Origin of the sequence: Aneurinibacillus sp. XH2 (assembly GCF_001439585.2) — a bacterium.
Classification (GTDB): Bacteria; Bacillota; Bacilli; order Aneurinibacillales; family Aneurinibacillaceae; genus Aneurinibacillus; species Aneurinibacillus thermoaerophilus.
Genome location: NZ_CP014140.1, coordinates 1,018,007 through 1,039,084, shown reverse-complemented (window position 1 = coordinate 1,039,084; position 21,078 = coordinate 1,018,007). Strand labels below are relative to the sequence as shown.

Genomic DNA, 21,078 nt, shown 5'->3' with positions numbered 1-21,078 from the left:
TACTAAAAACACCGATCATGCGGCCGATGCTTTACTCTTTAAACGATTTGCTTTAGGAATTTTTGCGTTCGCTCATGCTTCGGTGATGTGAAAATTTGCGCGGGATGCCCCTCTTCAATAATATGACCGTCTGCCAGCATAATGACTCTGTCTGCTACCTCCCTGGCAAAGCCCATTTCATGGGTTACAACAACCATGGTCATGCCATCTTTCGCTAATTCTTTCATAACTTGAAGAACCTCACCGACCAGTTCAGGATCAAGCGCAGAAGTCGGCTCGTCGAAAAGCATCACCTTAGGTTCCATGGCCAGCGCCCTTGCGATAGCAACGCGTTGCTTCTGACCACCGGAAAGCTGTTCCGGATAGGCATCCGCTTTATCGCCAAGCCCTACCTTACCGAGTAGTTCCATTGCTTTTTGCTTTGCTTCCGTTTTGCGTTTCTTTTTTACATGAACCGGGGCTTCGATGATATTCTCAATAACAGACATGTGCGGAAATAGATTAAAATGCTGAAATACCATTCCCACTTCCTCTCTTACTTTGTTGAGATTTGTCTTCTTAGGATCAATATATTCCCCATCAATCCAGATCTCGCCCGAATCGGCAACTTCCAAAAAATTCAAACAGCGCAAAAGCGTACTTTTTCCCGAACCGCTCGCACCTATTAATACTACAACTTCACTTTTTTGAATATCTAAATTTATATTTTTCAAGACCTGTTGTCCATCGAATGATTTTGTTAAATTTTTTACTTGAATCATGCTGCTCTCACCTCACGCTGCGCCCTTTTACTTTTTCCTTTTCCAACATCTAACTTTTCTTCTACTTTATTTAAAATAATAGTAAAAATAAGTACAAGAACAAGATAATAAATCCCAACCACAAAATACGTTTCAAATGGCATGTAATTTTCTCCTTGGGCTGAAAGCGCAGTATTAAACAATTCGGTAACAGCAATATAAGCGACAAGCGATGAATCTTTTAACCCGATAATAAATTGGTTTCCAAGCGGAGGGATCGCCCGTTTCAGTGCTTGTGGAAAAATAATGCGTCGCATTGCCAGCGCATACGGCATTCCTAATGAACGCGCCGCCTCCATTTGTCCTCTATCGATGGATTGAATGGCCCCGCGAAAAATTTCAGCAATATAGGCTCCAGAGTGAATGCCAAGCGCAAGAGCTCCTGCAGTAAAGTCGCTTAGCGTTACAATGCTTGAAATTCCGTAATATAAGAACATCAACTGAACAATAAGCGGCGTTCCTCGAATAAGCGTAATATATACATCCGCGATTCGCTGTAAAAGCTTGCTGCTAGAAATCTTAAAAAATGCGAAGACAAGTCCAATAATAGTAGCGAATACCAGGGAAACCGCCGTAATCTCTATCGTCACCCAGGAGGCCTTTAAAAAAGCGAGGCCATGCACCTGAAAAATTTGAGCAATATTATTGATAAAGTCCCCCATTTACCTTCTCCTTTCCTGTTAGAAAAAAGATGCGCAGGCAAACGGCGCAACGTTCCCTGCTTATTTTAAAATATTGCGGTTAAACCACTTCATGCTGATTTTTTCGTATGTTCCGTCCGCGATCATATCAGCCAACGCTTTGTTCATCTGTTTGAGCAACTCTGTATTTCCCTTGTTAACAGCCATGCCGATTTTATCTTCGTACAAAAGTTCACCGACAGGCTTAATTTTTAGATGCTGCTCATTCATCGCGTTGATTCCTACCATTTTATCGGTAATCACAGCATCAAGACGGCCTGGTGGCAAATCTTGCAATGCATACACATCGCTCGGAAAACTTTTGATTTTTTTCGTATACTTTTCGGCCAAAACCTTAAAAGTGCTTGACTGCACAACCCCGATTACCTTATCTTTCAAATCTTCTTTTGATTTAATAGTATTATTTGATTCGGCTACGAAAATTTGAGCGCCCGATATGTAATATGGGTCTGTAAAATCAACCTGTGCGGCGCGCTCCGGAGTAATGGACATACTGCCGATAATTGCGTCATACTTATTTCCTTTTAATCCCTGAATGATCGTTTCCCAAGGATTTGTAACCGCTTTCGGCTTAAGGCCCATACGCTTTGCAAGCTCATTGCCAATGTCTACGTCAAATCCCGTTAACTGACCGTCTTTCTTAAAGTTAAACGGTTTGTATAAACCGCTGGAAGCAAAAACTAATGTTCCTTCTTCCACCAATTTCATTTTTGTCCCCTGCGCCTTATTCTCTCCCGTAGATTGATTGGAAGCCGTTTCTTTTGCTCCTTGCGAAGAGTTGCAACCCGTTAATACTAGAAAACATAATAAAGCGCAAGTCATTAAAATACTCGTTAGCCTCTTCATATTTCCCCCTCTTTATTACCTTTAATTTAATTTTTCATTCAGTTTTTTTTATATTATAAATTTTTTGTTCATTTTAATATAATCAAAATACACAAAAAATATAGTTATATTTTATACACTATGTACAAAAAAATGATTTTTTTAAATTATTATTCTTTTTACTCTTCAATAAAGCGCAAAAAAGTATCAATATAATGAAAGATTGAATGATTTCGATAAGAAGGAGTGAATATGTTTTATGCTATCCTGCTACGAAGACATACTTTCTTTAACAAAAGAACTGGTACGTACTGAAAGCATTGTAAATACGGAAGGAGAGCAAGTGCTTGCGGAGCAACTATATAACATGATTAAAGCTTGGCCTTACTTCAGACATCATCCAGAACAAGTCATCTGTGCGCCTACGGTTCATGACACAAGCAAACGTTCCAATGTGCTAGCTTGCGTGCGGGGCACAAAAACAGAAAGCCCACGCACCGTAATTTTGATGGGACATTTCGATACGGTCGGCATCGATGACTTCGGTTCGCTCAAAAACAAAGCCTTTCAGCCGGATAAACTCATGCAAGCGCTCCGAAATGAAACTCTTCCTCCCATAGTCAAAGAACAACTAGAATCGGGTGAATGGTTGTTCGGTCGCGGTGTACTCGATATGAAAAGCGGAGTCGCAAGCAACCTATACCTGCTTCGTTATTATGCAGAACATCCAGAGGAACTGGCGGGAAATCTGGTGCTGATCGCAGAATGTGATGAGGAAGACAGTTCACACGGTATACTGTCTGCACTAAGAAACCTAAAGGAATGGAGGGAAAAATACGGATTCGAATACATAGCAGCTATCAACTCCGATTTTGTGTCCTCACGTTCCGAAGGAGATGAAACCAGGTATGTATACAAAGGCACTGTAGGAAAGCTGCTTCCTTCTTTCTTCATTACGGGAGCAGAAACACACGTTGGAGCCTGCTTTGAGGGATTGGATCCAAACTTCATCGCTTCGGAGTTGACAAGGCAAATCGCCTATAATCCGGAATTGTGCGATGAAGCGCACGGCGAAATCCCTGCGCCGCCCGTTTCCTTAAAACAAATGGATTTAAAACCTTCTTACACGGTTCAAACTGCGCTAGCCGCTTATGTATATTACAACTTTCTCATATATTCTTGGTCGCCAAAAGATGTCCTGAAAAAACTAAAAGAACAGGCCAAAATCGCGTTTGATAACGCGCTACGCCTGTTTGCGGAACGTTATAAAGCATACTGCAAGCGTAGCGGGGAGCCATACAAAGAAATTCCGTGGACAAGCCGTGTGTATACATATGAAGAAATGAACGATATGTTGAAAAACGAATGGGGAGACAAATATATTCACCATATGACCGCCTATAAGGAACAGTTGCTTTCCGATACAAGCCTGGACAGTCGAATGTACGCGGCACGCGTCGTTGAAGAAGCTTGGAAATGGATGAAAGATAAAAGTCCGGCCATTATTGTATTTTATTCGTCCCTCTACTCGCCACGCGTAGAATTAACCGACAAGACAGAAAACGAACGCAATTTGAGCGCGGCGCTTGCGCGCGCAATCGAATATGTGCAGCCGTACTATCCGTATCCGATTCGTATCCGCCATTTCTTCCCGTTCATTTCTGATATGAGCTTTGTGGCGCTAAGCGATGACGAAGAAAGCATTCGGTACGAAGCGGCTAACAATCCCGCCTTTGGACAAAAATACACGGTCGACTACAAAGCGATCCGAGAACTGAACGTTCCTGTTATCAATGTCGGGCCATACGGATACGATGCCCATAAAAAATACGAACGAGCAGAAATGAAATTTTCATTTGAAATCGTTCCAAACATTACAAACTATATTATCCGTTATCTGCTCAACTAAAAAACTCGCGGGCTGTTCCTGCCTTTCCCCAACCAAGACAGGGCAGCCTCGCGAGTTTTTTAAATTATTATTCGTACTTAAAGCCTTGCCGATCGAGCATAGGGCGTACTTTAGGATAGTAAATTTGCTTGTAGAACGCGGAGACGGTCTGCGACCAATTGCGCGTCTCCTGTCCCCCTGTCCGCTCGCTCATATATTTGGACATTTGCTCATCGTATTGCTCGATTAAACCGCGCAAATCTCGATTATATTTTTCTTGATGGTATACCGCTTCGCGTGGCAAACGCGGTTTCAGCGCGGAAGGATCGGCCGGATGCCCGACCACGAGACCGGCTACCGGAAATACGTATTCCGGAATATCAAGCAATTCTATCAACTCCTGCGGATTTCGGCGCGCACCGCCGATCGGCACGATGCCAAGCCCCATGGACTCAGCGGCAGCAATGGCGTTACCCATGGCAATCCCTACGTCGGAGGCGCCTACAATAACCGATTCAATGCTGTCTGTAATAACAAGCTCTTCGCCATTCAATTCAGCTGCGATTTTGGCGCGGTAGAAATCAGCGCAGAACAAGAGAAATACAGGCGCTTGATCAACCCAGAGCTGATTGCCAACCAGCTCAGCAATTTTTTTCTTCTTCGCCGGATCTTTTACGCAAATCACAGTAACCTGCTGGCCATTAATGGATGAAGGGGCTGCCTGTACTGCCTGTATAATAGCGTCAAGTTGCTCATCTGTAACCGGCTCGTTCGTATAACTGCGAATCGAACGGTGGTTGGTCAACGTTTTTATCACTTCATTCACTGTTTCTTCCTGCCTTTCCTATTGTTATCTAAATACTACTCTAAAATATAGTACTTACTTTAGTCAAGAAACATGTTTTTTATTATAAAATAAAAACGCCTGCGGACAAAAGCCGCAGGCGCGTCCCCGTATTTACTATTCCCATTCCAATCGGGACAAAATCCGGTATTTGAACAAACTTAACAAAAAGATAACGTAGTAATCCGCACGGACAATAACGTGATACTCATTGTTCCGATGCGTATAAAATAACACATCCGTATGCACGGTGTCATTAGAAAAATACGCCCGTACTTTGCGCAAGGCCTGCAAGTATTGGGCAGGATTTTTTATCTTAATGACAAATTCTTTGTCATTCCCGTTCTTGTGCTCCTGAATATCAAGACCTTCCTTATCATACTCATAGCGAACCATTCGTTAACCCCCATCTTACATTAAATAACGGACGTATACATACACCGTGGAAATAATGATGGAAAGAATCATGAGCGGAAAGCCGACCAGCAAAAATTTCACGAACGAAATATGATGTCCTTCTTTGCTCGCCATACCGGCGACAATCACATTGGCGCTAGCGCCAATGAGCGTCCCGTTCCCGCCTAGGCACGCACCAAGCGCCAATGACCACCACAACGGCTCCAAATCTGTAAGGCCCATTTTCCCCATCTCCTGAATCATTGGAATCATGGTAGCAACAAATGGGATATTATCCACAAATGCAGAAGCAATGGCGCTCATCCAAAGAATGAGCATCGCCGTAGCCGTGATGTCTCCGCCAGTAAGCGCGATGGCTTCCTGCGCCAATTTGGCGATAACGCCCGTTTCCACAAGTCCAGACACAAGCACAAACAATCCAACAAAAAAGAAAATCGTCGTCCACTCCACACGGGTAAGCGCATCTTCCAAATAGTGCTCCCCTGTAATCAAAAGCAGAAGAAACGCGCCGGTAAGCGCGACAGTTGCCGACTCAAGGTGAAACGACTGATGGACAAAGAAGCCCCCGATCGTTAAAGCGAGAACAGCCAGACACTTTTTAAGCAACACCGGATCGGCTAGTTCGTCTTTCGCATTCATCTCCATCAGTTCCTGCTTTAATTCTGGCGTTGTCTTTAATTGCCTTCGGTACCAAAGCGCAAGAATTCCTACTGTAGCAAACAAAATAACGAGTACAACCGGAGTTAGATTCATAATAAACGCCATAAATGTAAGCTCTTTCACAGCACTGCCGATCATAATGTTCGGCGGATCTCCAATCAGGGTCGCCGTTCCCCCAATGTTGGATGCTAACACTTGCGTCAACAGGTATGGAATCGGGGGGACACGCAGCTGTCGGGTAATACTAAACGTAACAGGCACCATCAACAGAACGGTTGTCACGTTATCAAGAAAAGCAGAAGCAATGGCGGTAATCAGCCCCAGAGCTACAAGAATGCGTACGGGATCCCCTTTCGCTTTTTTTGCAGCCCAGATAGCAATGTACTTAAACAGCCCGGTCTGCGCCGTAATCGTGACAATAATCATCATCCCGGTCAGTAAGCCAAGCGTATTGAAATCAACATGATGTAGTGCTGTTTCCTGATCGACAATTCCAAATATGATCATCATAATAGCGCCAAGCATGGCGACAATGGTGCGATGAATTTTCTCAGAAATAATCAACGCATATGTCACTAGAAAAATTACGATTGCGTAAATTGCTTGCTGTTCCATATACTCCCCCTACATCTTCGGTGACATCTTCGTTTACCGTTTACTCAGCATAACTAAAACTTTATTATACTCTATATGACATCAAAAATAAATATTTTCTTTTGCAAAAGATAAATAATTACAAAAAGAAAGAACAATCTTTCTTATCTAACAACCGCTTTTATCATACCTTTTGCTTTTTTTTCATAAATTGTTTGGAATTTATAGTATAGTAGTGTATAGATTTTTGTTTTTATTTTTGTTTATAGTCTGGAGGATGTTTTATGGAACAGGTTAGTGTGGAAATGCTGCTGTTTATTATGGCAGCCGGTTTTCTGGCGTCGTTTATCGACTCCGTGGTCGGCGGCGGCGGATTGATTTCGATCCCGGCACTGCTATTGACCGGGCTTCCATCCACCGTCGTACTCGGCACCAATAAGCTCGCGAGTACCATGTCTTCATGCACAAGCACCCTTTCTTTCATCCGATCGGGAAAAGTAAACATAAAGCTTGTCGCCTGGCTGTTTCCGCTTTCGCTCGTCGGCTCAGCGCTCGGCGCCTATACGGTCACAAAAATTCCGCCTGAATTTCTAAAACCGCTTGTGATCATTCTCTTGATTCTTGTCGCCATTTATACACTCTTTAAGAAAAATTGGGGCACAGAATCTACATACAAAGGTCTTACCAAAGGCCTCGCCCTATTCGCGATTATAACTGCGTTTGTCATCGGGTTCTATGACGGTTTCTTCGGTCCTGGAACCGGATCGTTTTTGCTATTTTCATTTTTGCTGATGGGGTTCGATTTTGTCGGCGCGGCAGGCAACGCTAAAGTGCTAAACTTCGCCAGCAATATCGCCGGCTTGGTTACCTTTATGGTACTCGGTTCCGTGAATTACCAATATGGCATTCCGATGGGGCTTGCAATGATTGCTGGTGCACTTGTCGGGACACAGGTCGCCATCCGCAAAGGAGCTGCTTACGTCAAACCTCTGTTTATCAGCATAACAGCCCTGCTTATTGGAAAACAGATCTGGGATATGCTCCATTAACCGTAGCATTCAAACAACAAAGGTGCTTCCAGCAGAATCGCTTGGTTCTGGTTATAAATCAAGTCGAATTGTTCAAGCGGTACGGGATTTACACCGACGCCGACTTCGACTGTGTAACCCGGACGACGGTACTGCTGGATGAACCAGTCTTTGTACCCAGCAAAACTATCCGCTGTATGCACTGGTGTATACGTGCTCACCACCTGCATCCGCCGTACAATTTCTTCGCTGCCCGGCGGCTCCAAATGCTGAAACCCCCAGAAAATGACCTGCCCTTGCGAATGGTAGGCCAGTACCCCCAGAAAATCGCGGCTTTTTGTAAATTCGTACACCGCGCGCGCTTCCGGCTCCGACAGCGGATAAGGCCCTCCGTAATGACGGGGTGCAGGCGCCTTGGGACTTGTTTTCGCTTCCTCTTCCCATAATGCCGGCCACTGATGGTTTAAATCCACCCCGCGAACGTTGGCCGTCCAGCCCACAAAGTTGTGAGAGCCGTTGTTGATCGCCAGCACTTCCTGATAATGCGGATGTGAAGGATCAATCCCAAGCAACGACAATTCTACCCCGTCCGGGTTCACCATCGGAACGATCCAAATGGTAAACCTGTGCAGCAAATCCATCACATCGTAGCCGCGTAAATATTCTTTTCGCGCATATGCCCGCGCTGTGTCCTCTACGAACTTCATGAGAACAGTCGCCGTAATCCACTCATTGGCGTGCCATGCACCGCTGTAAAATACCTCCTTTTCCCCACTTCCAAGCTGGAGCGCGCAAATCGGCTTGCCCATCACCGAACGCCCGATAATATGGGTTTTCAAACATGGGTATTTGTCCCGCAAAGCTTCCGCATCTCGTACCACATCCTCAGGCGTATACTCTTCATTTGTCCGTACAATTTCCTCGCTCCGGGGATTCGGGATTACGAGCACATCCCCCGGCTTAAGCACCTCTTCTCGCTCCAGGGATGGGTTTGCAGCCTGCAAGTCCCCTAGTGATAAGCCAAATATTTGTGTAATAAAATAAAGAGTATCACCGGGTTGCACTTCGTACTTTGTCGCAGTTTCCGGAACGGTAAGCACCTGCCCGGGGATCAGGTATCCCCTCCGTTCCAATGCCGGATTGGCACCAAGCAAGACGGTAACGCCGATTCCTAGGCGGTTTGCAATTTTCCGTAGCGTATCTCCTCTACGCACCACATATCTCATAAACATCCCCCTCCCTATTTGCGCGCTCCGATAAAAATGCAAGCTAACCCTAGGAAAATCCAAAAAATCTTTGCCAGACTTACCCGATCCGCCATTCCGGCAAGCCCGATCGTAGTTGTCAATAGCAACACAAACGGACCGACCAGCGCCAAGCCGGAATTCACAAGCAAAGCTTTCTCCACTTCGTTCACTTTAATAATTAACAATGCCGCCAAAATTTCCAGCGAACCGGACAAAAGACGCAGCGATGCCATGCCGATAATTGCTTTTTCCAGCAATAGACCTCCCTCCTCTCTTTTCAACGTATGCATGTATGGCGGTGAATAGTCGTCATACGCAGGGGAACTCCTATATTTTGTCCGGCATAGTATGAAGGCAGAAAATCCATGGGAAAAGAGGAAAAGAAAAGCAATGAAAATTGATGTCGTACAAACAATGGAAGAAATTCGGCAGGAACATATAACGGGGCGAACGGTTATTGTTATCGACGTATTAAAAGCGGCTAGCACGATTGTGGCCGCGCTTAGCAGCGGTTTTGCCTCCGTCCTTCCAGTGGAAACCATTGGGCAGGCGCAGGCCTTGCGTTCACAAAATGTAGTATGCGCCGGAGAAAGGCATGGGAAAAAAGTGGCGGAATTTGAATATAGCAATTCCCCCGTCGCGTTTAGCATTACCCGTCAGAACGGTAAACAGCTTGTGCTTACAACCACTGACGGAACGATTGCAATCAGCAAAGCCGCCCGTGCCGCGCACGTACTTATCGGCTGTTTTTTGAACGCGGAAGCATGCATCCGTGAAGCGCTCAAACGACAGCTTGACATTACGCTGTACTGCGCAGGCACGCGCCATGAATTCGCTTTGGAAGATGGGCTAGCGGCCGGGCTTATGATCCACCGCGCACAGCAACTGCAGCCTGCAATAAAAGTGCGCGACCTTGGCAAAGCACTAGAAGCAAGCTACTTGCATCTTAAAAACGAATTGCCCAACCTTTTACTTGAGACATCGAACGGAAAAAGGTTGGCCCAGCAACATGGAACCGACGATGTGCTATACTGCGGACAACTGAATGTGTTTGATATTGTTCCGGTATTAAAAAACAAATACCTGATTATCGCTCCAAACGCCAAATCCGGCGACGAACCGACAGCACCGCAAGCGTAACGGCAATACATCCGCGCGATTTAAAGATTTCAAAAGTTCCAGCACTTCAAGCTGATGTGTCATATCTAGATATGTCGTCGGCTCGTCAAGCAAAAGCAAATCCGGGCCCTGGGCCAGAGCCATCGCGCTCCAGGCCCGCTGCCTCTGTCTGCGCTTTGCGAGGATTAAATCCAGCTGACTCATGATTTATTTTCTTTCCTTTGCCCTGACCGGCTTGCTGTTCCTGGCCGAAGGGTATAGCACCAATCTTTTATATTGCAAGGACTTTTCTATATAACTCGCATTTTGGGATGGGAATATGTCCAAACATCAAAAGCAATTATAAAATTGAACTGGAAAAGAAGAATATGTTAAGATCATGGTACATTCATATTACGAGTAATGAAGAAGAGCATAAAATGTTAGAATTTATGCTCCATTTTTATGCCTAGAATTATGAAACAAAGTAATGGGAAAAGAGGTTATTTATTTTGCGACATTTAAACAGGAACAAGAACAAACGCGCTGGCTACACATTGGAAGAGTATTTGTCACAATAATTACTTATTTTTTCTATAGTAATATGTGCTATCGTACAATTGGAAAGTTTTTTGTTGTTTCTATGTTTACGGAAAAGAAAGGTGTGGGAAAATGAACACAAAACCTTTTAATCATAATTTTTTAAAAGCCTGTCGCGGGGAAGAACACAGCCATACACCTGTATGGTATATGAGACAAGCTGGGCGCTACCAGCCTGAATACCGGAAAATCCGTGAAAAATATTCATTGTTTGAAATTACGCACCGTCCGGAAGTATGCGCGGAAGTTACCATGCTGCCCGTTAAGCAGCTGGATGTAGACGCGGCCATTTTATTTGCAGACATTATGACACCGATACCTTCGATGGGGATCAACGTTGAAATCAAATCAAGCATCGGTCCGGTTATCGACAATCCAATTGCCTGTAAAGAAGATGTCGAAAAACTAAAACCGCTCAATCCGGCAGAAGATATCCCGTATATTCTCGATACGATTAAACTGCTGCGCGAACAACTCTCCGTTCCCCTTATCGGTTTTGCAGGAGCGCCGTTTACCCTTGCCAGCTATTTAATTGAAGGTGGGCCATCACGCAACTACTATAAAACCAAGGCATTCATGCATTCCAACCCGGAAGCTTGGCACCTGCTAATGGATAAGCTCGGAGAAATGACGATTACATATCTCCAAGCGCAAATTCAAGCAGGCGCGCAAGCGGTGCAAATTTTCGACTCCTGGGTCGGCACGTTGAACGCGCAAGATTACGCCACATTCGTCGCTCCGATTATGCAGCGCATTCTCGCGAAGCTTGCCGAGGAAAATGTGCCCAAAATCATGTTTGGCGTTGGCGCGGGACATCTGCTACAGGAATGGAATAAACTCCCACTTGATGTAATCGGCCTAGATTGGAGAACAAGCATCAAGGCTGCGCGCCAGCAAGGCATCACCAAAACGGTGCAGGGTAATCTCGACCCTGGACTTCTGCTTGCAGATTGGCCAGTGTTAGAAAAGAAAACAAAAGCAATTTTGGAGCAAGGCATGGAAAACCCCGGCTTTATCTTTAACCTCGGACACGGCGTCTACCCGCAGGTAAAAGTGGAAACTCTGCAACGCTTAACAGCATTCGTCCACGAGTATTCGTCCAGGATAAAGCGCTCCCTTTGAAACTAACCAAAAACGAGGTTATAGATGATGATTACACAAACCATGGGACTTCTTGTTATGGCGTACGGAACGCCAAGAAACGCTGAAGAAATCGAGCCTTATTATACCCATATCCGGCGCGGACACAAACCGCCGCCAGAACTGCTACAGGATTTAATGAAACGCTATGAAAAAATCGGTGGCATTTCTCCTCTTGCCCACATTACGGAAGAACAGACGGCCAAACTGCAAGAGGCATTAAACCGGGTACAAAATAAAATTGTATTTAAAGCTTACCTGGGCTTTAAGCATGTATCGCCTTTTATCGAAAACGCCGTACAGCAAATGCATAAGGACGGCATCACAAAAGCGGTCAGCATCGTGCTTGCGCCCCACTACTCTACATTCAACGCGAAATCCTATAATATGCGCGCACATGAAGAAAGCAAAAAATATGACGGACTGGAGATCTATTCCATAGACAGCTGGTACAAAGAACCCGCCTTTATCGAATATTGGGCCGATCAGCTACATGAAACGTTCAACCGGATTCCAGAAACGGAACGTAACAGAACGATTGTAATTTTCTCCGCCCACAGTTTGCCAGAAAAAATCAAACAAATGAACGATCCGTATCCGGAACAAATTGAGGAAAATGCGCGAATGATTGCAGAAAAGGCCGGGGTATCCTGCTACACGACCGCATGGCAAAGCGCAGGTCGCACACCGGAGCCTTGGTTAGGTCCCGATGTGCTGGACAAAATCCGTGAATTGTCCAAACAAGGGTATACCTCCATGGTGTTCTGTCCGATCGGATTTGTAGCCGATCATCTTGAAGTGCTCTATGATAACGATTATGAATGTAGGCGTCTAGCGGAAGCGCTCGGTATTCATTACTACCGCCCACCGATGCCCAACACCCACGATAAATTTATCGAAGCATTGACTTCCGCCGTATTAAAGAAGTTACTAATGAAAGAAAGTGATGAATGATGAGCACAGACACGCTGAAAGTCGCGATTGTCGGCGGCGGCATCACCGGGCTGACAACCGCCTACTACCTGCAAAAAACGATTCGCGAACAAGGATTACCGATTGAATACGTACTACTTGAAGCGTCCGATCGTTTGGGCGGAAAAATACAAACGGATTATACGAACGGTTTTGTTATCGAACGCGGACCGGATTCGTTTCTTGCTCGCAAAACGAGCGCATCCCGGCTTGTGAAAGAAGTCGGGCTTGAGGACAAGCTCGTACGTAACTACACCGGGCAAGCCTATGTACTAAATAATGACAAATTATATCCGATTCCGGGCGGAGCCATTATGGGCATTCCGACAAAACTAACTCCGTTTATCACCACTTCGCTGTTTTCGCCGGCCGGTAAATTGCGGGCTGCGCTTGATCTGGTATTGCCGCGCAGCCCCCAGCACGATAACGATCGCTCCCTAGGAGAGTTCTTCCGCCACCGGCTTGGCGATGAAGTAGTGGAAAATTTAATTGAACCGCTTTTGTCTGGCATTTATGCGGGGGATATCGATCAGCTAAGTCTGATGTCCACATTTCCACAATTCCATCAGGTGGAGCAAAAATACCGCAGTCTAATTCTCGGTATGCGCTCCACAACGCCAAAACAACCGAAATCAGCAGGCAATAAAAAAGCGCCAAGCGCATTTTTAACACTGACAACGGGCCTACAATCACTCGTTGCAGCCATCGAAAAAAATCTGGACCCAGCTTGTGTACGCAAACATGCACCTGTGCAAAAGGTAACAAAAACAGGCCAAGGCTATAAACTGTATATCGGCGATGGCTCCGCCGTGTATGCTGACAGCGTTGTCGTGACAACACCCCCACAAGCGACTTTACGTATGTTCACAGAATATGAATGCATGCGTCTACTTGCCGATATTCCGACTACGTCTGTCGCCACCATAGCGCTTGCGTTTCCGAAAGCAGCCATTAAACAGAATATCGACGGTACTGGTTTTGTTGTATCAAGGAATGCCCACTATACGATTACCGCCTGTACATGGACGCACAAAAAATGGCCGCACACGACACCTGAAGGCAAAGCGCTGTTGCGCTGCTACGTCGGCCGCGCGGGGGACGACAGTATCGTATACAAATCGGATGAAGAAATTATCAGGGCGGTGTTGCACGATTTACGGAGAATTTTGGAAATCAATGAAACACCTGAGTTCTACCACATTACACGCTGGAAACAGGCGATGCCACAGTATATTGTCGGTCACAAATACCGCATTGAAAAGTTGAGCGATGAACTCAAACGACATCTTCCCGGTATATTCCTCGCTGGAGCGCCGTATTACGGCATCGGACTTCCGGACTGCATCGACCAAGGAGAAGCGGCAGTGAAACAAGTGCTCAGGCACCTGCGCACACCAATCCTTGTATAACTTAATATATGTAACATGACCTATCTTATCATATTCATATATAAACCCGGCTCTTCCACGGAAGCCGGGTTTTATTCGATTGACTACTTACCGCTTAGCTGTTGCTGCGCCATCTGCACCAAACGTTTTGTAATTTCGCCACCTACGGAACCGTTAGAACGGGCATACGTATCCGCTCCGAGCTTTACACCAAACTCTGAAGCAATTTCGTATTTGTACTGATCAAGCAATTGCGCCGCCTGAGGAACAAGCAATTTGTTGCTTCTGCCCTGTGCCATGGTATTTCACCTCCTGCTTGAAGTATTGTTATTGTTTGTTCTGGATTTCTTTTTATGAAGCAAACATATTGGTAAAGCGGGAGACAATTGACGTATTTTTGTCCTAACTGGGAAAACCCCGGTAATCGTCTTTTTCGATTTGTGCTAACAACCACTAAGGTAAGTAATAAAAATAAAAAAGAAGGGCGTAAAGGCCCCTCTTCATAAACACCGCTACTCTTTAAACAAAAGCGATGCGCCCGCAATACCCGGGTTGGTCATTTCATACGGATCAAGAATCAAGTCCAGTTCCTCTTCCGTTAGTACATTGTAATACAGGCATAATTCGCGAACCGATTTGCCTGTCAAAATCGCCTCACGCGCAATGCGAGCTGCCGTCTCATAACCAAGGTGTGGGTTGACCGCGGTGATCACGCCTACGCTCTTCTCCACGTATTCTTTCAGCCTGTCTTCATTCGCCATGATACCTTCCACGCAATATTGACGGAACACGCGGAAACCGTTGTTCATAATACTGATGGACTGTAATAAATTAAAGACAAGCACCGGTTCCATTACATTCAATTCAAGCTGGCCAGCTTCGGAAGCAAGACAAATCGTATGATCATTACCAATAACTTGGAACGCAATTTGATTAATTACTTCAGCCATTACAGGGTTCACCTTACCTGGCATGATGGAAGAGCCAGGCTGACGAGCCGGAAGCGAAATCTCTCCTAAGCCAACACGCGGGCCAGAAGCCATCAAGCGCAGATCGTTCGCAACTTTAGACATATTCATCATGCACACTTTTAGCGCAGCCGATACTTCTGTGTACGCGTCCGTATTCTGGGTCGCGTCGACAAGATGTTCTGCACCTACAAGCGGGAAACCGCTAATTTCCGAAAGGCGTTTCACCACACTCTTAATATAGCGTGGATCAGCGTTTAAGCCTGTCCCCACCGCCGTGGCACCCATGTTTACCTCATACAGATGCTGGCGGGACTGCTTAATCCGTTTCATGTCTCTTTCTAGCACCCGGCGGTACGCTTCAAATTCCTGGCCGAGGCGAATCGGCACTGCATCCTGAAGATGCGTGCGTCCCATTTTTACTATATGGTCAAACTCTTTCGCTTTTTTCCCGAATGCATCGTGCAGCTCTTGCATCGTAACCAGCAATTTTTCCAGCATAGAAAGCGTTGCAATGTGAATGGCAGTTGGGAACGCGTCGTTGGTGGACTGCGCCATATTAACATGCGTATTTGGACTTAATTGGAAATAATCGCCTTTCTTCTGTCCGAGAAGCTCCAACGCGCGGTTTGCAATCACTTCATTCGTATTCATGTTAATGGATGTCCCGGCACCGCCCTGAATCGGATCGACGATAAATTGATCGTGCATCTTTCCGTCAATAATTTCTTGCGCCGCCTGTACGATAGCATTACCAAGGCGTGGATTTAACTGTCCAGTCTCCATATTGGCAAGCGCGGCTGCCTTTTTGACCATCGCCATTGCTATGATTAGCGATTCGTGAATACGGTATCCGGTAATCGGGAAATTCTCTACTGCACGCATTGTCTGAACGCCATAATATGCGTCAATCGGCACTTCTTTTTCGCCAAGAAAATCTTTTTCTACGCGGAATTTTTTGTTTTGTTCCATGACTCGATAACATCTCCAATAGCTGTAATATTTTGCTTTCTCCATACTCTTATTATAGGTATATTTATTCAACAAACAACAGACTATCATACAAACGTGGCTTATCGTATTCCCGTTCTTTCATGATTCGAAGCCGAAAAAAAAATTCTTCGCTTATGGCTTCATTTCTTATACAATTAAATTATGTATGCATGATCGCTGGCAAGCATTTCATCACATCGTTGCCTCAGAAGTGGAAAAGATTGTTGAAGATTACTGGTTTTTATGTTATTTCAAGCTTCTGCAACATCCTTTTGTTTTAGAAGCATCAAAGACTTCTTTGACGCTTTTTTATCATTCTTCTATTGATTTTATTGAAAAAGAGTTTTATATTTTTTGATAGATTTTGGAAAGGTGCTGAGTGAACGAAGACAGATGAAAACGATGATTGCACGTTGGTTCGGTTTGTTATTGTCATTGTGTTTATTTATCGCACTTGCAACGCAAGTAAGTGCCAAAGAAGCGTCCATGGCTTTCTTTCCCATTGACCTTGACAAGGACGGGATTCCAGAGTTCCGTATTGAAGCCAGTGGGTGGGTTGCCGACGTGACGCCTTCGGTTACAACAGATACATACGAGCATGCGGTATATACGCATTATCAGTATAAAAAAGGCGGGCTCTCTTTTCGCTTAACGCTGGCCCGGATGGAGAATGGAAGCGTGCTTTATTTTGTGCAACATACCGCTTCTGACAGAGCAGTCTCCATTCCGTTGCGCATTCTTGCTTTCGATCCTACGGTTGTCAAAACGGCGCAATTGTCAGCAGTTCCAACCAAAACATGGAAACAAAGCAGCTACATTCCGCCTGTCTTTTCTTCGGCTCTTTATGTAGACGGAGAACGCCTGTTTTATCGGATTGGTCAGGCGGAAGCCTATGCGCCCCTCGGTTATACGGTATACAAACAGATAAGGGAAAAGGAGCAGCCAATAAAACACGCGCAAGCCGCGAACGGTCATACGTTTTCCCTTGTTTTGAACGCGGATGCAAAAACGGAGGCTGTTACATGGGGAATGCTGGGAAATCAGCCGCTTATTCGCTGGGACAACGAGCAGGCGGCAGCCAAAGCGGCGTTATTAGAATTGGATAAAGATAAAAAATTAAGAGAAGATGGAGCCTATTATCCGAATGAGTCCACTTACCGTCCGTACGCACCGGGCTCATTCTACCGAAATCCGGCCAATGGAGACGGCTTACACGCCCTTTCCTTCCTTTCCACGGAAGAAAACGGCGCATTTTTCGTCAATCTCGCCACCCATCTCGCTTACGCGGCAGTAAAAAACCAAAACAAAGAAGGATATTGGGAAACACAGCCGAGATCGGAATGGCTTAATAAGGAATATAAAATCGGCTATAAGTATATGGACAACCGGCGGAACGCAGACAACGCCACCTTCCTGCTCCGCTTCACGCAAGCCATGCCAGATGCCGCCGTTCAGCATGCGTTGCGCAAGTGGAACGCATATCTTACACGTTACATCGCTATGCATGGTATGAAGATCGGCAAATACGGTGTGTTTGTACCCGATTATGTAGGAAGCGCGGAAACGAAGCGAACCCATACTTCCCTTAATCATTTGGTCGCGATTATGAATTATCTATACGAAGCTTACTTGCGTGACCAGGATGAAGAAAAAAGGGAACTCGGTAATAAGCTGTTGGCTGGCATTAAAGCTACACAAGAACTCTGGGTTATGCCTAACCATAATCTGTATTATGCGCTCTATCCGAATTTCACGCCGCACCCGTATCCGGACTATCTTGATTTGACCCGCAACGATTTGTTGCTCTCGCAATACTTTCTCACCCGGATTCAAGGTGAACCAGACCCGGTGCTCCAATATTTAATTGACAATAAAAATAAATGGCTAGATAGTCAACAATAAGAAAAATCCCCCCGTTCTATTATCTCGAATAGAACGGGGGTTTACTTAGTTTTTTCACCCGCTTTATACTTGCGCTTTACTGTACTTCTTTTAGCTGTTTTTCCAGCACGAATTTTTGGATTTTGCCGCTCGGTGTTTTAGGCAGACGCTCCACAAAGTAATACTCGCGCGGTCGCTTATATTTCGCCAGTTGGCCGCCGCTAAGAAGAAAAGCATCCAGTTCTTTGCTATCCACCGCACTTCCCTGTTTGGTTACAACATAAGCAACAACAATCTGTCCCCATGTTGGATCTGGCTTGCCTACCACCGCCACCTCCAGCACCTCTGGATGTTCTATCAGCCTGTCTTCCACCTCACGCGGAAAAATATTTTCCGCTCCGGAAACAATCATATGGTCAATACGATCACGAATCCAAATATATCCATCTTCATCATACGAAGCCATATCCCCAGTATGGTACCAGCCGTATGCCAGCGCTTTCTCCGTCGCTTCTGGCCGCTTGTAATATTCAAGCATCATACACGGACCTCTTACGATAATTTCTCCAATTTCTCCCACGCCGCATATGTCGTCGGGGTGTGAAGGACTGCCGTCTTCCCGCGTGCGTACAATTCTCACTTCGTGCGTCATCACCGCTTTGCCCGCCGATCCGGCCCTGGCCAACTGTTCATCCGGGTACAGTACGGTTACCACCGGCCCCATCTCCGTCAAACCATACATCTGCACCAAATCTGCACCCACCTTCTCCTGAAATTGTCTAATAAGTACAGGTGCCATCGAAGCGCCGCCATAGCCAAGCAAACGCAAAGAGGATAAATCATATCTTTCAAACGAAGGATCGTTCAACAGCATATTCACCATCGTCGGCGCTGCGAACAAATGGGTAACTTTTTCTTTTTCGATCGTCGCCAGCACTTCTTCAGCCTGAAAGGAATGAAGCAGAACATTTGTGGCTCCCACCTGCATGCGCGGAAAAAACGATGTATGCAATTCAGCCGTATGGTTGAGTGGAGCCACGCACAGGCCAATATCATTTTTGTTAAGTCCCATGCATTGCATCATCAGCAAATTATGGTGTACCATATCGCGATGCCGGTGAAGCACGCCTTTCGGCCGCCCGGTTGTCCCGCTTGTATACATCATGATATATAAATCATTTTCATGAACTTCAACGAACGGCGCACGATCCTCACTTTCCTCCAACAATTCATAAAACGAACAGGCATAGTCCGGAACTTGCTCATCAACAAAAATATAATATTCAACCTTAACGCCAAGCTCTTTTGTTTTGTGAACCGTCTCTTTCAGCTGCTCCTCATATAGCAAAACTTTACTGTTGGCATCGTTTAAAATATACTGCAACTCGTAGGCGGTTAGGCGATAATTAATCGGATTAAAAACCGCACCGATTTTTGCAGCTGCGAATAACGCAACCACAAACTCGCTCGTGTTGTACAAAAATACGGAAACAATATCTCCTTTTCTTACACCGAGCCCAATAAGGGCATTTGCAAAGCGATTTACCTGCTCATCCAACTGCTTATACGTCCATACTTGATTTTTACGCCGGTATATCAAACCGATCTTCTCCGGATAATTCCGGGCTGTCCATTCTACTAACTCGCCAACGGTCGTACTCATCCTATCCCCCCAAAAGCATTAAAATCATTCCTCTCCTTCTTCTATTGCAAAAATAAAACCAATTTTCTGACTTATTAATGCTAAAGTGTTGTATCATTAGCAGTGTGTATTGTTTTCAATAGAAACAATACATTTCTAAAAGAAATAATTCATATCAAAAAGAAACAATATTCCTCTATGCACTTGACTTCATTCAGATATCGGCGTTCTCATAGTGAAAGAAGGGGAAAGGGAGAAGAAAAAACAAAACGTGCTTCTTACTTCCAACTTTCCTGCCTTCTAACCATAGCTGAAACGCTGAAATAACAAATAAAATGTTTATGGCTGCTTTACGTAACGTTTGTCTTTCATAAACATTCGCCAGAAATATAAAAATCCCGGGGTTAGAATCGCAAAGCAGACAATGTAGGAAACAAACAGCGCCCGGAACGTATCTGGATGAGTAAAAGCGGACTCAATGGTAACGTGCGGATACACGATATAGGGCAAATGAGCTTTTCCATAAGCATAGCTGGCAAGCAAGTATTGTACCACGATGCCAAGTACCGCCACACGGGGCTGACCGGGCAATGAAGCGCGCTTTCCTCCCGGCCACCACAACGCCGTATAGCCGATAAAGAACGCTACAGCCGATGCAATAAGCAGCCAGAAATGATGTAGCAAATTTTCATACAGCCATAAAGCCTCACTTTTCATGGATGTAACGAGTGCCAGCGCAGTAAAAAAAGAAAGCGGGCCATTCAAAATGGCGTCGCGGCGATATAAGCGGTATGCTTCCATTTCACCCGCGACCCTAGAGTAATCGGATAGCAACAACGAAGACAAAAAGAATGTACTGCTGATGGCAAAAGCCATGTACGAAATCCCGCTTGCGCTTGTCAACAATTTCCCAAGCAACAATTCCTCATGCCCATTTATTACTTGAATAAATCCTCCCTGCGTAACGGGCAGAACAAGAATGAGCAATGCGGGAATAAACAGACCGCTAATGCCAGATATAATCGCAAGCTGCCTTTCATACCCTTCCATCGAATGTGAATATACAAGAAATGCGCTGCGGATAGCCAAAAGCAGCAGAATTAAGCTGCCAGGAATCAGCAGTACCGTGCCCAGCGTAAATGTGGCACCGGGAAAAAAACTCATCAGCCCGACCACAATAAGTACAACAAACACATTCGTCACTTCCCACGAAGGGGATAAGTACCGGTTAGCGATATTGGTTGCCCTGTTCTGCCTCCGGTTCATGTATATCATAGACCAAAAACCGGTGCCAAAATCAATAGATGCAGCAACTGAATACACGAACACAAACATCCATAACATAGCAATTGCGATCAATTCATTACTCATATTCCTCCATCCCTTCCTTAT

General features: G+C 45.3%; 20 protein-coding genes and 1 pseudogene. 8 read left to right on the top strand and 13 right to left on the bottom strand.

Annotated features, from left to right (window positions below; all coding sequences use genetic code 11):
* Positions 1-38 precede the first annotated feature (38 nt).
* The 3 genes from ACH33_RS05050 to ACH33_RS05040 are packed head-to-tail and all read right to left on the bottom strand — an operon-like array spanning position 39 to position 2,347.
* Positions 39-761, bottom strand: coding sequence for an amino acid ABC transporter ATP-binding protein (locus tag ACH33_RS05050; protein ID WP_057898019.1), 723 nt, complete (start codon positions 759-761; stop codon positions 39-41).
* Entirely contained in the window at positions 758-1,462 is a 705-nt protein-coding gene (locus ACH33_RS05045; RefSeq protein WP_057898018.1) for an amino acid ABC transporter permease, read from the bottom strand. The genes ACH33_RS05050 and ACH33_RS05045 overlap by 4 nt, the downstream gene beginning before the upstream one ends.
* Before the next feature lie 60 nt (positions 1,463-1,522).
* Positions 1,523-2,347, bottom strand: coding sequence for an ABC transporter substrate-binding protein (locus ACH33_RS05040; RefSeq protein WP_057898017.1), 825 nt, complete (start codon positions 2,345-2,347; stop codon positions 1,523-1,525).
* 238 nt (positions 2,348-2,585) lie between these two features.
* Between ACH33_RS05040 and ACH33_RS05035 the strand changes: the two genes are divergently transcribed.
* Positions 2,586-4,235 carry a M20/M25/M40 family metallo-hydrolase gene (locus ACH33_RS05035; RefSeq protein ID WP_057898016.1) on the top strand — a complete coding sequence of 550 codons (1,650 nt, stop codon included), beginning with the start codon at positions 2,586-2,588 and terminating at the stop codon, positions 4,233-4,235.
* A 67-nt stretch (positions 4,236-4,302) separates the two neighbouring features.
* Here the strand turns inward: ACH33_RS05035 and ACH33_RS05030 are convergent, their stop codons facing one another.
* The 3 genes from ACH33_RS05030 to ACH33_RS05020 all read right to left on the bottom strand — a co-directional run bounded on the left by ACH33_RS05030 (position 4,303) and on the right by ACH33_RS05020 (position 6,750).
* On the bottom strand, positions 4,303-5,040 hold the full coding sequence (locus tag ACH33_RS05030) for an NADPH-dependent oxidoreductase (protein ID WP_057898015.1): 738 nt from the start codon (positions 5,038-5,040) through the stop codon (positions 4,303-4,305).
* A 135-nt stretch (positions 5,041-5,175) separates the two neighbouring features.
* Complete coding sequence (locus tag ACH33_RS05025; RefSeq protein ID WP_057898014.1) at positions 5,176-5,454, bottom strand: hypothetical protein; 279 nt, start codon at positions 5,452-5,454, stop codon at positions 5,176-5,178.
* 15 nt (positions 5,455-5,469) lie between these two features.
* On the bottom strand, positions 5,470-6,750 hold the full coding sequence (locus ACH33_RS05020; RefSeq protein WP_057898013.1) for an ArsB/NhaD family transporter: 1,281 nt from the start codon (positions 6,748-6,750) through the stop codon (positions 5,470-5,472).
* A 263-nt stretch (positions 6,751-7,013) separates the two neighbouring features.
* On the opposite strand from ACH33_RS05020, the gene ACH33_RS05015 reads away from it, so the two are divergent.
* Positions 7,014-7,778 (top strand): TSUP family transporter, encoded by a 765-nt coding sequence (locus ACH33_RS05015; RefSeq protein WP_057898012.1) that lies wholly within the window; start codon positions 7,014-7,016, stop codon positions 7,776-7,778.
* Here ACH33_RS05015 and ACH33_RS05010 read toward each other — a convergent pair.
* The gene (locus ACH33_RS05010; RefSeq protein ID WP_236781969.1) at positions 7,775-8,983 is read right to left on the bottom strand and encodes a M14 family zinc carboxypeptidase; all 1,209 of its coding nucleotides are present in this window, start codon (positions 8,981-8,983) and stop codon (positions 7,775-7,777) included. The genes ACH33_RS05015 and ACH33_RS05010 overlap by 4 nt on opposite strands.
* A gap of 14 nt (positions 8,984-8,997) precedes the next feature.
* Positions 8,998-9,261, bottom strand: a complete 264-nt coding sequence (locus ACH33_RS05005; protein ID WP_057898010.1) for a YqhV family protein — start codon at positions 9,259-9,261, stop codon at positions 8,998-9,000.
* Positions 9,262-9,352: 91 nt separating this feature from the next.
* Here ACH33_RS05005 and ACH33_RS05000 point away from each other — a divergent pair, with 91 nt between their 5' ends.
* Entirely contained in the window at positions 9,353-10,144 is a 792-nt protein-coding gene (locus tag ACH33_RS05000; protein WP_236781968.1) for a 2-phosphosulfolactate phosphatase, read from the top strand.
* 15 nt (positions 10,145-10,159) lie between these two features.
* On the opposite strand, the pseudogene fecE reads toward ACH33_RS05000, so the two are convergent.
* Positions 10,160-10,291: pseudogene (fecE, locus tag ACH33_RS19095) on the bottom strand (Fe(3+) dicitrate ABC transporter ATP-binding protein FecE); the annotation flags it as partial.
* 483 nt (positions 10,292-10,774) lie between these two features.
* Between fecE and hemE the strand changes: the two are divergent.
* The 3 genes from hemE to hemY are packed head-to-tail and all read left to right on the top strand — an operon-like array spanning position 10,775 to position 14,223.
* Positions 10,775-11,824, top strand: a complete 1,050-nt coding sequence (gene hemE / locus ACH33_RS04990; protein ID WP_057898008.1) for a uroporphyrinogen decarboxylase — start codon at positions 10,775-10,777, stop codon at positions 11,822-11,824.
* A gap of 27 nt (positions 11,825-11,851) precedes the next feature.
* Complete coding sequence (gene hemH / locus ACH33_RS04985; protein ID WP_057900245.1) at positions 11,852-12,796, top strand: ferrochelatase; 945 nt, start codon at positions 11,852-11,854, stop codon at positions 12,794-12,796.
* Entirely contained in the window at positions 12,796-14,223 is a 1,428-nt protein-coding gene (hemY, locus tag ACH33_RS04980; RefSeq protein WP_057900244.1) for a protoporphyrinogen oxidase, read from the top strand. The genes hemH and hemY overlap by 1 nt, the downstream gene beginning before the upstream one ends.
* Positions 14,224-14,306: 83 nt before the next feature.
* Here the strand turns inward: hemY and ACH33_RS04975 are convergent, their stop codons facing one another.
* Together ACH33_RS04975 and aspA are read right to left on the bottom strand one after the other, a co-directional pair.
* Positions 14,307-14,501 carry an alpha/beta-type small acid-soluble spore protein gene (locus tag ACH33_RS04975; RefSeq protein ID WP_057898007.1) on the bottom strand — a complete coding sequence of 65 codons (195 nt, stop codon included), beginning with the start codon at positions 14,499-14,501 and terminating at the stop codon, positions 14,307-14,309.
* 213 nt (positions 14,502-14,714) lie between these two features.
* Positions 14,715-16,142: an aspartate ammonia-lyase gene (gene aspA / locus ACH33_RS04970; RefSeq protein ID WP_057898006.1), complete on the bottom strand. Its 1,428-nt coding sequence runs from the start codon at positions 16,140-16,142 to the stop codon at positions 14,715-14,717.
* Between the two features lie 187 nt (positions 16,143-16,329).
* On the opposite strand from aspA, the gene ACH33_RS04965 reads away from it, so the two are divergent.
* Together ACH33_RS04965 and ACH33_RS04960 are read left to right on the top strand one after the other, a co-directional pair.
* Positions 16,330-16,521 (top strand): hypothetical protein, encoded by a 192-nt coding sequence (locus ACH33_RS04965; RefSeq protein WP_057898005.1) that lies wholly within the window; start codon positions 16,330-16,332, stop codon positions 16,519-16,521.
* Positions 16,518-18,065 carry a hypothetical protein gene (locus ACH33_RS04960; protein ID WP_057898004.1) on the top strand — a complete coding sequence of 516 codons (1,548 nt, stop codon included), beginning with the start codon at positions 16,518-16,520 and terminating at the stop codon, positions 18,063-18,065. The genes ACH33_RS04965 and ACH33_RS04960 overlap by 4 nt, the downstream gene beginning before the upstream one ends.
* A 76-nt stretch (positions 18,066-18,141) precedes the next feature.
* On the opposite strand, the gene ACH33_RS04955 is transcribed toward ACH33_RS04960, so the two are convergent.
* Positions 18,142-19,707, bottom strand: a complete 1,566-nt coding sequence (locus ACH33_RS04955; protein ID WP_057898003.1) for a fatty acid--CoA ligase — start codon at positions 19,705-19,707, stop codon at positions 18,142-18,144.
* Positions 19,708-20,025: 318 nt separating this feature from the next.
* The gene (locus tag ACH33_RS04950; protein ID WP_057898002.1) at positions 20,026-21,057 is read right to left on the bottom strand and encodes a cytochrome d ubiquinol oxidase subunit II; all 1,032 of its coding nucleotides are present in this window, start codon (positions 21,055-21,057) and stop codon (positions 20,026-20,028) included.
* Positions 21,058-21,078 lie beyond the last annotated feature (21 nt).